Source organism: Bradyrhizobium sp. BRP56, assembly GCF_020194035.1.
Classification (GTDB): domain Bacteria; phylum Pseudomonadota; class Alphaproteobacteria; order Rhizobiales; family Xanthobacteraceae; genus Bradyrhizobium; species Bradyrhizobium australafricanum.
Genome location: NZ_JADYVV010000011.1, coordinates 33,634 through 45,997, shown reverse-complemented (window position 1 = coordinate 45,997; position 12,364 = coordinate 33,634). Strand labels below are relative to the sequence as shown.

General features: G+C 65.4%; 11 protein-coding genes. 8 read left to right on the top strand and 3 right to left on the bottom strand.

All coding sequences use genetic code 11. The annotated features are described in order from the left end of the window. Nucleotides 1–3 precede the first annotated feature (3 nt). The gene (locus I6F38_RS10355) at nucleotides 4–912 is read left to right on the top strand and encodes a heme o synthase (RefSeq protein WP_225160230.1); all 909 of its coding nucleotides are present in this window, start codon (nucleotides 4–6) and stop codon (nucleotides 910–912) included. Between the two features lie 767 nt (nucleotides 913–1,679). Continuing rightward, entirely contained in the window at nucleotides 1,680–2,117 is a 438-nt protein-coding gene (locus I6F38_RS10350; protein ID WP_225160229.1) for a DUF5658 family protein, read from the top strand. Between the two features lie 78 nt (nucleotides 2,118–2,195). Here I6F38_RS10350 and I6F38_RS10345 read toward each other — a convergent pair whose 3' ends face one another. From I6F38_RS10345 to I6F38_RS10335, 3 genes are all read right to left on the bottom strand, one after another. Beyond that, nucleotides 2,196–2,702: a hypothetical protein gene (locus tag I6F38_RS10345; protein WP_225160228.1), complete on the bottom strand. Its 507-nt coding sequence runs from the start codon at nucleotides 2,700–2,702 to the stop codon at nucleotides 2,196–2,198. 24 nt (nucleotides 2,703–2,726) lie between these two features. Beyond that, nucleotides 2,727–2,939, bottom strand: coding sequence for a hypothetical protein (locus tag I6F38_RS10340; protein WP_225160227.1), 213 nt, complete (start codon nucleotides 2,937–2,939; stop codon nucleotides 2,727–2,729). A 134-nt stretch (nucleotides 2,940–3,073) separates the two neighbouring features. Continuing rightward, nucleotides 3,074–3,955 carry a LysR substrate-binding domain-containing protein gene (locus I6F38_RS10335; RefSeq protein ID WP_057019646.1) on the bottom strand — a complete coding sequence of 294 codons (882 nt, stop codon included), beginning with the start codon at nucleotides 3,953–3,955 and terminating at the stop codon, nucleotides 3,074–3,076. A 181-nt stretch (nucleotides 3,956–4,136) separates the two neighbouring features. Here I6F38_RS10335 and I6F38_RS10330 point away from each other — a divergent pair, with 181 nt between their 5' ends. The 6 genes from I6F38_RS10330 to I6F38_RS10305 all read left to right on the top strand — a co-directional run bounded on the left by I6F38_RS10330 (nucleotide 4,137) and on the right by I6F38_RS10305 (nucleotide 12,358). After that, on the top strand, nucleotides 4,137–4,598 hold the full coding sequence (locus I6F38_RS10330) for a (2Fe-2S)-binding protein (RefSeq protein ID WP_057019645.1): 462 nt from the start codon (nucleotides 4,137–4,139) through the stop codon (nucleotides 4,596–4,598). A 3-nt stretch (nucleotides 4,599–4,601) separates the two neighbouring features. Further along, a complete protein-coding gene (locus I6F38_RS10325) occupies nucleotides 4,602–6,779 on the top strand; it encodes a xanthine dehydrogenase family protein molybdopterin-binding subunit (RefSeq protein ID WP_225160226.1) in 2,178 nt (725 codons plus the stop codon). A gap of 88 nt (nucleotides 6,780–6,867) precedes the next feature. Further along, nucleotides 6,868–7,269: a hypothetical protein gene (locus tag I6F38_RS10320; protein ID WP_225160225.1), complete on the top strand. Its 402-nt coding sequence runs from the start codon at nucleotides 6,868–6,870 to the stop codon at nucleotides 7,267–7,269. Between the two features lie 99 nt (nucleotides 7,270–7,368). Next, complete coding sequence (locus I6F38_RS10315) at nucleotides 7,369–7,770, top strand: FixH family protein (RefSeq protein ID WP_225160224.1); 402 nt, start codon at nucleotides 7,369–7,371, stop codon at nucleotides 7,768–7,770. Then, nucleotides 7,767–9,209, top strand: coding sequence for an efflux RND transporter periplasmic adaptor subunit (locus I6F38_RS10310; protein WP_225160223.1), 1,443 nt, complete (start codon nucleotides 7,767–7,769; stop codon nucleotides 9,207–9,209). The genes I6F38_RS10315 and I6F38_RS10310 overlap by 4 nt, the downstream gene beginning before the upstream one ends. Next, nucleotides 9,206–12,358 carry a CusA/CzcA family heavy metal efflux RND transporter gene (locus I6F38_RS10305; RefSeq protein WP_225160222.1) on the top strand — a complete coding sequence of 1,051 codons (3,153 nt, stop codon included), beginning with the start codon at nucleotides 9,206–9,208 and terminating at the stop codon, nucleotides 12,356–12,358. The genes I6F38_RS10310 and I6F38_RS10305 overlap by 4 nt, the downstream gene beginning before the upstream one ends. The last annotated feature ends 6 nt before the right edge of the window (nucleotides 12,359–12,364 follow it).

Here is a 12,364-nt window from a genome sequence, read left to right as displayed (position 1 = left end):
CTCGTGCAAATCAATCGTTCAATTCTTCGCCGGAGCTATGCCAACATCGGAGACTACGTCGCACTGACGAAACCGCGCGTGATGTCGCTGGTCGTCTTTACCGCACTGGTCGGTCTCATGGTCGCACCAGGCGGCATCGATCCCTTCACCGGTTTCGCTGCTCTTCTCTGCATAGCCGCGGGAGCTGGCGCCGCAGCTGCGCTCAATATGTGGTACGACGCCGACATCGATGCGGTGATGGCGCGTACCGCCATCCGTCCAATTCCCAGCGGCCGCGTATCGCGCCCGGAAGCATTGGCCTTCGGATTGATGCTCGGCACGTGCGCCGTCCTGGCTCTCGGCACCTTGCTGAACATGGCCGCTGCTGCGCTGCTTGCTTTCACTATCTTCTTCTACGTCGTCGTCTACACGATGTGGCTCAAACGCCGAACGCCGCAGAATATCGTTATTGGCGGTGCCGCCGGCGCGCTACCTCCGGTGATTGGCTGGGCTGCGGTCACGGGACATGTTGGGCTCGAGCCGCTCATCCTGTTTCTGATCATCTTCCTCTGGACGCCACCCCACTTCTGGGCACTGTCGCTCAATCTTGCTGGAGAATATGCCCGTGCCGGTGTGCCGATGTTGCCGGTCGTGGCTGGCAAGACCGAGACAAAGCGCCAGATCCTTCTCTATTGCGTGCTCTTGGTTCCGATCTCACTGCTGCCTTGTGCGCTGGGGTTCGCGGGAGCCGCCTACGGTGCGGCCGCGGCGACTCTGGGAGCGATCATGATTTTTCTCGCATGGCAATTGCGCCGGAGCGACGACAAGGAAAGGCGGCCTGCTCGTCGCTTGTTCGTGTTTTCGATGCTCTATCTGGTCCTGCTTTTTGGGGGGCTGCTGATGAATGCTGCACCCTACACTCAGTCCCACTGACTGGACGCATTCGAAGCGACAGTCGCTGGCCAGTATTCTGAAAAAAGCGAATATTGTCGCCGAGCGGGCTTGCCCCGTCGGGCAGCTTAGTGATTGAATTTCACGGGGCTCCCGCCAGGGACGGCCCTAGCGCTCGTCCCGCATATATGGACTTCGCTGGGAGACGAGCCTCAAGTCTTGGTCTGCCGACATCGTCTGGAGCCCGTGCATATGTGGCCCGCTCGTCGGGTTGCCCAACAGGATCCAGGCGATGGCGCCCGTGGCCAGCATTCCGCCGCAAATAACCAAAAGGTCCCGCCTCATCGCGCGTCCTCCGTATGCGGCCATTTCCAAGCATAAATCAGGCCAATCTATTCGGGCCCGGGTAGGTGCGGCGCACAGGATAGCGTTGGACAAGTAGGACAGGCTCGCCCTAAGCTTCGCCCGTTGCAGCAACCAGGCGCGGTTCAAGAATGGACTGGTCCTACTATCTCGGGGGCACTGCTATTGTCCTGCTCCTTCTTGCCTATCGGCTGCATGGCGGGCTGTTTAGGAAGAATTCACTGCGGGACGAGAAACTAAATCGACTGATAGATGAACGCATCGGACGCTTGGACCTGAAGCGCCGCAACGATTGAACCGCCCTGAAGCGGAACCTCGAGGCCAACGCAACGCCACTCTCCGGAATCATCCTCACGGCGACGGCAGAGCTACCTTGGTCTCCCGAGATGACCATCTCGGCAGATGATGCTTTTTTGTGATTTGAAAAGAGCTATTTGAGCAATCGAATGAAAGTCTGGGTCTATACCGACACAAGCAAGCCCGTTGGCGAGCCGGAGCATCTGAAGATTTTCGCGACCAATGACGCCGCGCAGTCGTGGTTCAAGCGAAACGTCCCGGGGGGCGCCGCATTTGCTTACGAGATTATTCTGGGGCCACGTTACCTCGCCAAGACGCTCCTCGTGCTGTCCGTCCTGCTTCTTGGCATCGCCGATCTCTACACCACCAACACGATCCTGAATCTCGGCCTCGGCGAGTTGAACCCGTTCATGCATGTCGCTCAGACATGGCTCGGCCCGTGGTGGCTTATCCCGAAGCTCGGTTTGACCTATTTCATGATGTGGCTGCTCTGGCGCAGCAACAACCCCTACAATATCGCGATCGTGGCGGCGTTTTGCTGCACGCCCGTACTCAATAATCTTCTGATCATCGCAAGCACGAAGTAGCGAGGAACACCAGTGGTGCCTCCGCCAGGGCAGGCGCGAGACATCGCTGGCTTCGCATCGGCTCGCCCGCTGCGGCGATTACTGGCAGTAGTCCCAGAATCCTTGCGTGCGGGACGGATCGGTATAGTACCAGCACATGCCGGGCGCCGGCGCAGCACCGGCCCACGCCGCGGCCGTTGCCGCCGTCACGACCCCGATGGCTGCGCCGGCCGCGATTGCGCCGCCCCGCGGCCAGTAATACCGGCCCGGACGCGCCCATCCGCCGCCTCCCACCACCGTCCGGCCGCGAACCGCGACGTTGCCGCGCGGCCCGACGACTGCGGTGCGGCCGCGATAGGCGCCACCGCGCGGCCCAACGGCTGCGCCGCCACGGTGAACGACGGCACCTCCGCGCGGACCGACCGCTGCGCCGCCACGGCGGCCGGCCGCGCGGACTGCAACGACGTCGGATGATTGCGCGGCGTGATTACCGATCGGCATCGCGCCGAGCAGCGTTGCAGACGCCGATTCAACCGGCATCGCCGCAATGATCGAGGCGGTGAGGATGGACGCTGCAAGCCTCGTTGTACGCATCAAGTCAAGCATCGATGTATCTCCTGTTGAATTCGGTTACGTCCACCGATCGATCCGGTGGGCGCGGCACTGTCCTCCGTCGATCAATCCGCTGCCGCACTCGATGCCGTCCGAGCTCGAAAAGACGAGACTGCCCGAGAGATGACTGCTGGACATCTGGGTCGCGTCAAGGCCCGCGCCGCGAACGGCGTCGCTCAGATCTTCAATTCTCGAGATGGGAAGGCGCGTCCAAACCTCGGCAGGCAGCATGTCGCGCCTCACTTGAACGGAAGCCGCCCGGCATCGGCGCGACGGCCTCATTGCACGTTCTCATCCTACGCGCTCCGTCGCGACGTTACAACCTTGGCCAGTCGCGTTGAGCGGTTTGGCCGCGGCGATCTGTCTCAGCCGTAGGTCTCCACGATGAAGTCGATCAGCGCGCGCAGCTTCGGCGTCATCTTGCGATGCTTCGGCCACAGGATCTGGCGCGCGCGGCTCTGCGTCGTGTAGTTCGGCAGCAGGACCTGCAGCCGTCCCGCGGCGATATCGTCGGCCAGCAGCTCGTCGCGCATCAGCACGATGCCGGCGCCCGCCAGCGCCGCGTAACGGATGCCGAATGCGCTGTTGATGAAGAGGCGGCTCGCGACATCGACATGCACTTCGCCCTCCGGCCCCGAGAATGTCCATCGTTGCCCGTCCGACCAGCCGGGGTAGCGCAGGCATTCATGGCGGGCGAGATCCGCCGGATGGGTCGGCGTGCCGCGTTCGGCGAGATAGCTTGGCGCTGCGCAAACCACGCCGGTATAGGGCGACAGCGAGCGCGACATCATGGTGGAGTCGGTCAGCGTGCCGACCCGGATCGCTGCATCCAGCCCTTCCTCGAGCAGATCGACCATCCTGTCGCTGAGGATGAGGTCGACCGAGACTTCCGGATATTTCTTCATGAAGCGGACCAGCGCGGGCGCCAGGCTGTACGACCCGAAGGCGACCGAGGTCGCGACCCGGAGCTTGCCGCGCGGCGCGCTCAGGGCCTCCTCGACCAGCGCATCGCCGGCCTCGGCCTGTTCAAGCAATTGCTTGCAGTGATCGAGATAGCTGCGGCCGAGCTCGGTGAGGCCCTGCCGCCGGGTCGACCGGTTGATCAATTGCGAGCCGAGCCGGTCCTCGAGAAAGCGGATATGCTTGCCGATCATGGTCGGCGACATCCGCAACTCCTTGGCCGCCGCGGTGAAGGAGCCGAGATCGGCGACGCGGGCGAACACGGACATGCTGGTCAGTCGATCCATGATTATAAACCAATGGTTGTTTCACTGCGCATCAAGGCGCTACTTATAGGGTGCCGGAACTATATTTATTACCACAAGTGAGCAATCGGCGCGATGATCCGTCCGATTGCTTCGAAATGCTGCCGATTTCGCCCGGAGGGACGCAATCCCGCCGGAGCCTGAACCAGACAGGAGTGTCACGATGCCCTTCCAGATCACGATCAACGGGACCAGTCATTCGGTCGACGCCGACGGCGACACGCCGCTGCTCTGGGTGCTGCGCGACGTGCTCGGCATGACCGGCACCAAGTTCGGCTGCGGCATGGCGCTGTGCGGCGCCTGCACGGTGCATCTCGACGACACGGCGGTGCGCTCCTGCATCACGACCATCGACAGCATCGGCGACTCCAGGATCACGACCATCGAGGCGGTCGGCATGACGCCGGCGGGCAAGAAGATCCAGGATGCCTGGCTCGCGCATGAGGTGCCGCAATGCGGTTACTGCCAGTCGGGGCAGATCATGTCGGCCTCCGCGCTGCTCGCGGGCAAGCCGAAGCCGACCGATGCCGATATCGATGAAGCGATGTCGGGCAATATCTGCCGCTGCGGCACCTATGTGCGCATTCGCGAAGCCATCAAGCAAGCCGCGCAGTCGGGAGGTTGAGCCATGACGCTGATCGACAATCTGTCCGAGCGCGCTGCCGACCTGTCGCGGCGCAATTTCCTCCGCGCCGGCGCGATCGCGGGCGGCGGTCTGCTGCTCAGCGTGAGCTTGCCGTTCGCGGGCCGCGAGAGCGAGGCGGCGGCCGCCGACGGCTTCGCGCCGAACGCCTTCGTCCGGATCGGCGGTGACGGCAAGGTGGTGCTGACCATGCCCTATGTCGAGATGGGGCAGGGCACCTACACCTCGATCCCGATGCTGATCGCCGAGGAGCTCGAGATCGGCCTGACGCAGGTCCGGCTCGAACACGCGCCGCCGAGCGACAAGCTCTACGCCAACCCGCTGCTCGGCGTGCAGGCCACCGGCAATTCGAACGCAATGCGCGGCGCCTGGCAGCCGATGCGCAAAGCCGGCGCCACCGCGAAGGCGATGCTGGTCGCGGCCGCAGCGAAGCGCTGGAACGTCGAGCCGGGGACATGCCGCGCCGAGAACGGCGAGGTGCATCATGCAGCCTCGGGACGCAAGCTGGGTTACGGCGAACTGGCGACTGACGCGGCGCAGATGCCGGTGCCGGAGAATGTCACGCTGAAGAGCCCGTCCGAGTTCAAGCTGATCGGCACGCCGGCCAAGCGGCTCGATACGCCCTCCAAGATCAACGGCACGGCGGTCTACGGCATCGACGCGCGGCCGCCCGGGGTGAAGGTCGCGACGCTGGCGCAGTCGCCGGTGTTCGGCGGGCGGGTGAAACGCGTCGATGATGCGGCGGCAAAAGCCGTCAACGGCGTGCGCCAGATCGTGACGCTCGACGATGCCGTCGCGGTGGTGGCCGACCACATGGGGGCGGCGAAGAAGGGTCTGGCGGCGCTCACGATCGAGTGGGACGAGGGCCCTCACGCCAAGCTCGCCACATCGGACATCGCGCGCGAGCTCGAAGCAGCCACCACCAAGCCGGGCACGGTCGCGCAAAATATCGGCGACGCCGACAAGGCGATGGCGGGCGCGGCGACGAAAGTCGAGGCGACCTATCAACTGCCGTTCCTCGCCCATGCGACGATGGAGCCGATGAACTGCACCGTGCACGTGCGTTCCGACGGTTGCGAGATCTGGGTCGGCAGCCAGGCGCTCTCGCGTGCGCAGGCGGTGGCCGCGAAGGTGCTGAACATGCCACCGGAGAAGGTGGTGGTGCACAATCATCTGCTCGGCGGCGGCTTCGGCCGCAGGCTCGAGGTCGATGGCGTCATTCGCGCGGTGCAGATCGCCAAGCAGGTCGACGCGCCGGTCAAGGTGGTATGGACCCGCGAGGAGGACATCCAGCACGACATGTACCGGCCGTACTGGTGCGACCGGATTGCGGTCGGCCTCGATGCGTCCGGCAAGCCGGTCGCCTGGAACAACCGCTTCGCCGGCTCGTCGGTGCTGGCGCGATGGGCGCCGCCGGCGTTCCGCAACGGGCTCGATCCCGACACGACCGAGGGCGCGATCGATCTCGTCTATGACATCCCCAACTTCCACGTCGAATATGTCCGGGTCGAACCGCCGGGCATTCCGACCGCGTTCTGGCGCAGCGTCGGGCCCTCGCACAACGTGTTCGTCACCGAAAGCGTGGTCGACGAGCTGGCTGCGGCGGCGAAGCAGGATCCGGTCGACTACCGCCGCGCGCTGCTCGGCAAGTCGCCGCGCGCCAAGGCGGCGCTCGAGCTCGCGGCGGCCAAGGCAGGCTGGGGCGGCAAGCTGCCGGCCGGGCGCGGACGCGGCGTGTCGCTGCAATTCGTGTTCGGCAGCTACCTCGCGCAGGTCGCCGAGGTCGAGGTCGCCAAGGACGGCTCGGTCCGTGTCCACCGCGTCGTCTGTGCGATGGATTGCGGCACCGTGGTCAATCCCGACACGGTGCAGGCGCAGCTCCAGAGTGGCATCAATTTCGGCGTCACCGCCGCGCTCTACGGCGAGATCACGCTCAAGGACGGCCGCGTCGAGCAGAGCAATTTCGACAGCTACCAGATGCTGCGCATCGATCAGGCCCCGGCGATCGAGGTCCATATCGTGCCGAGCACCGAGCCGCCCGGCGGCATGGGCGAGACCGGAACCTCGGGCATCGTGCCGGCGATCAGCAACGCGATCTTCGCGGCGACCGGCAAACGGCTGCGCAAGATGCCGGTCGATCCGGCGACCTTGAAGCAGACCTAGGGGCGAGTGAGAGGCTCCCCCCTGGTGCTGGCGCGATCGTGAAGCCGGACGGATTTGCGCCGTGCGTTGATCCGTGCGAGAAGCGGGCATGCATCTGAGGCGGCTCGCCAATCTCTCGATTCTGTTGCTCGTCGCGGCCGGGCTGTTGGTCGCGCCCGTGGCGCCGGCATTTGCCCGGATGATGCCGGATGCCTCGGCCGCTGTGATGCAGGCGATGCCGGACGACCAAGCCATGTCTGGACAGGCGATGTCCGAGCAGGCGATGGCCGACGACATGCCGTGCTGTCCGGACCCGGGCAAGAGCAAGGGCTGCGACGACTGTCCGTTCCTCGCGCTCTGCATGTTGAGCGTTTCGCTGCCGGTGCCCGCCGGCGCCATGTCGCTGGTCGAGCGCGATCCGCTGCGTAGCCGGATCGCCGCCTATGACGACCGTCTGCTCGACGGCCTTGGCGCCAAACCTCCCGACCATCCGCCTCGAACCACCGTCTGACGGGCGCGCCAGCGCCTGATCGCTGACGCGTGCGCCAATGGCGCGCGTGCCTTTGCATGCCGCTCACGCGGTTCATCAGACGTATCGAGGATCATCACCATGAAGTCTTTCCACCTGGCGCGCGCCACTGCCGCCGCGCTGATCGGCGTTGCCGTGATGGGCATGTCTGCCCACGCCGAGATCAAGAACTACGAATTCCAGCTGGTGCAGCCGACGGTCAAGGCGGGTGCCGATCGCATCGTCGCGGTGCGGCTGGTCGACAAGACGAGCGGGAAAGCCGTGCCCGACGCGGTCATCTTCTCGACCTGGCTCGACATGGCACCCGACGGCATGCAGGAGATGGCTACCAAGGTGACGCCGATGCCGGGCACCGAACCCGGCACCTACCGGTTCAAGGCGACCTTCGGCATGGCCGGCCGCTGGCAATTGTCGCTTGGCGCCAAGGTGCAGGGCGAGACCGGCGCGGTCGAGAACAAGCTCGTCGTCACGGCCGAGCAATGAGCCGCCTTGCCTGGGCCGGCGCTGCCGCTGCGATCGCCGCAGCGGCAGGCGCCGCATGGATCGGCCGCGACCTGCCGCCGCGGCCGGCGATCGCTGCGATCGTCGCCCTCGCGCGGGCGGCGGAGACTACTGCGCCGCTCTACTACCGCGATCCCGACGGCAAGTCGCTCTATTCGGCGACACCCAAGAAGACGCCTGACGGGCGCGACTATCTGCCGGTGTTTGCCGATGACGAGGGCGGTGCCGGCGGGCCCGGGCAATCGGCAGACGTGAGCGCGCCTGCCGCGAGAGGCGAGCGCAAGGTCAAATACTATCGCAATCCCATGGGACTTCCCGACACCTCGCCGGTGCCGAAGAAGGACTCCATGGGGATGGATTACATCGCCGTCTATGACGGCGATGACAGCGACGACGGGTCGATCACGCTGTCGCCCGGCAGGATCCAGCGCAGCGGCGTCAAGTCCGAGCCCGCGCAGATGCGCCGAATCCGCACGCTGGTCCGTGCACCCGGCACGATCCAGCTCGACGAACGGCGGGTGTCGGTGATTGCAATGCGCGCCGAGAGCTATGTGCAGAAAGTCGCCGACGTCACGACCGGCAGCCGTGTGACGAAGGGCCAGCCGTTGATGGAGATCTACAGCCCGGCAATATCGTCCGCTGCGGCCGAATATGTCGCGACCATCACGTCGAAGGCGACTGCGAACGTCGAGCCCTACGGGCGCGGCTCCAAGCAGCGGCTGACCAATCTCGACGTTCCCGAACCCGTCATCGCCGAGATGGAGAAGAGCCGGACGGTTCCGATCGCGATCCAGTGGCTGTCGCCGCGCGACGGCATCGTGCTGCAGCGCGCCGCCATCGAGGGCATGCGCGCGCAGCAAGGCGACGTGCTGTTTCGGATTGCCGACGTCTCTGTCGTGTGGGCGTTGGTCGACGTTGCCGAGCGCGATCTCGGCAATATCGTGGTCGGGCAGACCGTGACCGTGCGGGCGCGCAGCTATCCCGGCCGCAGTTTCGTCGGCCGGATCAGCGTGATCTATCCGCAGGTCAACAAGGAGACGCGCACCGCCCGGGTGCGGATCGAATTGCAGAATGCCGACCTCGCGCTGCTGCCGGACATGTATGTCGACGCCGAGATCGACACCGGCAGCCCGGCGCCGGTACTTACGGTAGCTGATAATTCCATCCTCGACACCGGAAGCCGCCAGAGCGTGCTGATCGACCGCGGCAACGGGCGGTTCGAGCCGCGTGAGGTCAGGCTCGGGCGGCGTGGCGACGGCTATGTCGAAATCCGCGACGGCATCGCCGAAGGCGATGCGGTCGTGACATCAGCGACGTTTCTGATCGATGCCGAAAGCAACCTGAAGGCGGCGATCAAGGGCTTCGCCGAGGCGGGTGCTGCCCCGGCGGGCGAGGGCGACAAGACGGGGGACCGGCGATGATTGCCCGTGTCATCGCTTGGTCGGCGCGCAACCTGCTGCTGGTGCTGTTCGGCACCGGCTTTGCGGCAGCCGCGGGCCTTTACGCGCTGCTGCATCTGCCGCTCGATGCGATCCCCGATCTCTCCGACACCCAGGTCATCGTCTACACCGAATATCCCGGCCAGGCGCCGCAGGTGATCGAGGACCAGGTCACCTATCCCCTGACCACGGCGATGCTGACGGTGCCGAAGTCGAAGGTCGTGCGCGGCTTCTCGTTCTTCGGCGTCTCCTTCGTCTATGTCATCTTCGAGGACGGCACGGACATCTACTGGGCGCGCTCGCGGGTGCTCGAATTCCTCAACGGCGCGGCGTCGCGGCTGCCGGCCGGTGTCTCGCCGACCATCGGGCCCGATGCGACCGGGGTCGGCTGGGTCTACCAGTATGCCGTGATGTCGAAAGAGCTGAACCTTGCCGACACCCGCACGATCCAGGACTGGAACCTGAAATTCGCGCTTGCCAGGGCGGAAGGCGTGGCCGAGGTCGCCAGCGTCGGCGGCTTCGTCAAGCAGTACAATGTGATCCTCGATCCGCAGCGGATGCGCGATCGCGGCATCACCATGCAGCGGATGCGCGACGCGATTCGTGCCAGCAACGCCGATGTCGGCGGCCGCACCGTCGAGCTCTCCGAGTTCGAATATGTCATCCGCGGCAAGGGCTATCTGAAGGACATCAACGATCTCGGCAATATCGTGCTGAAAACCGACAGCGGAACGCCGGTGCTGCTGCGCGACGTCGCCCGCGTCGAGCTCGGCCCCGACGAGCGGCGCGGCATCGCTGAACTGAACGGCGAGGGCGAGGTCGCGAGCGGCATCGTGCTGCAACGCTTCGGCGTCAACGCGCTCGACGTGATCGAGAGCGTCAAGAAACGTTTCAGGGAGATCGCGACCAGCCTGCCGAAATCGGTCGAGATCGTGCCGGTTTATGACCGCTCCAATCTGATCTATGCGGCGATCGACACGCTGAAGCGGACGTTGCTGGAGGAGAGCGTGGTGGTCGCGCTGGTCTGCATCGTGTTCCTGCTGCATGTCCGCAGCGCGCTGGTCGCGATCCTGATGCTGCCGGTCGGCGTCTTGATGGCATTCGGCGCGATGAAGCTGCTCGGCATCGGCTCCAACATCATGAGCCTCGGCGGCATCGCGATCGCGATCGGCGCCATGATCGATGCGGCGATCGTGATGATCGAGAACGCGCACAAGCACCTGGAGCGCGCCGAGCCCGGCAGGTCGCGGGTCGCGATCCTGATCGAGGCCGCGGCGGAGGTGGGGCCGGCGCTGTTCTTCAGCCTGCTGATCATCACCGTGTCCTTCATGCCGATCTTCACGCTGGAATCGCAGGAGGGGCGGCTGTTCTCGCCGCTTGCGTTCACCAAGACGTTCGCGATGGCGGCGGCGGCGCTGTTGTCCGTGACGCTGGTGCCGGCGCTGATGGTGATCTTCGTCCGCGGCAGGATCGTTCCCGAGCACAGAAATCCGATCAATCGCTTTCTGATCTGGATCTACCGTCCGGTCATCCACGGCGTGTTGCGGGCGAAGACGCTGGTGATCCTGCTGGCGCTCGGTGCCGTCGCCGTCTCGATCTGGCCGGCCCGGCAGCTCGGCACCGAGTTCATGCCCGACCTCAATGAGGGCACGCTGCTCTATATGCCGACCACGCTGCCGGGGATTTCGGTGACCAAGGCGGCCGAGCTGTTGCAGATGCAGGACCGCATCATCCGCAGCTTTCCGGAAGTCGCTTCGGTCTACGGCAAGGCCGGCCGCGCCGCGACCGCAACCGATCCGGCGCCGTCGGAGATGTTCGAGACCATCATCAATCTGAAGCCGAAAGCGCAATGGCGCGCTGGCCTCACGCTCGACCGCCTGATCGCCGAGATGGACAAGGCGCTGCAATTCCCCGGCGTCTCCAACGCCTGGACCATGCCGATCAAGGCGCGCATCGACATGCTCTCGACCGGGATCAGGACGCCGGTCGGCGTCAAGGTGATCGGTCCCGATCTTGCCGTGATCGACAAGCTCGCCCGCCAGGTCGAGCAGGTGGTGAGGGGTGTGCCCGGCACCTCGTCGGCCTATGCCGAGCGCAGCCTCGGCGGCTATTATCTCGAGATCACGCCGAAGCGTGAGGCCTTGTCGCGCTACGGGATCGCCGTGCAGGACGTGCAGGACACCATCGCGACCGCGCTCGGCGGGCAGAGCGTGACGACGACGGTCGAGGGACGCCAGCGCTTCACCGTCAACATGCGCTATCCGCGCGATTTGCGCGACAATCCGGGCGCGATCGCCAGCGACATCCTGGTGCCGATGCCGGCGGGCGGCGCGGTGCCGCTCGGCGAGGTCGCCGACATCGCGCCGGCGCGCGGGCCGACCACGATCCGGACCGAGAACGGGCAACTCGCGACCTACATCTATGTCGACATCCGCGATCGCGATCTCGGCGGCTATGTCGCGGACGCGCAGCGCGCGGTGCAGGCCGGCGTGCAGTTTCCGCCCGGAACCTACGTGGTCTGGAGCGGGCAGTACGAATATCTCGAACGCGCCGCGGCGCGGCTCAGGATCGTGGTGCCGGTGACGCTGTCGATCATCTTCCTGCTACTCTACCTCAATTTCCGCTCGGTGGCGGAGACGATGATCGTGATGCTGTCATTGCCGTTCGCGCTGGTCGGCGGCTTCTGGCTGATGTGGGCGCTCGGCTTCAACCTGTCGGTTGCGGTCGCGGTCGGCTTCATCGCGCTCGCCGGCGTCGCAGCCGAGACCGGCGTCGTGATGCTGATGTATCTCAACCAGGCGCTGGGCGAGATCACCGCGCGTCGCGCTGCCGAGGGACGCACGATCGATCGTGACGATCTCCATCGCGCGATCATCGCGGGCGCGGTCGAGCGCGTCCGGCCGAAGATGATGACGGTGGTCGCCATCATGGCCGGGCTGTTGCCGATCATGTGGAGCACCGGCACCGGCTCGGAGATCATGCAGCGCATCGCGGTGCCCATGATCGGCGGTATGATCTCGTCGACGCTGCTGACGCTGATCGTGATTCCCGCGATCTTCGCCGTCGTGAAGGGATTTGGGCTTGAGGCGTCCGTGCCAGCGAAGGAGCTTGCCCGTGCCGCCGCGCGCTGAAGGCCT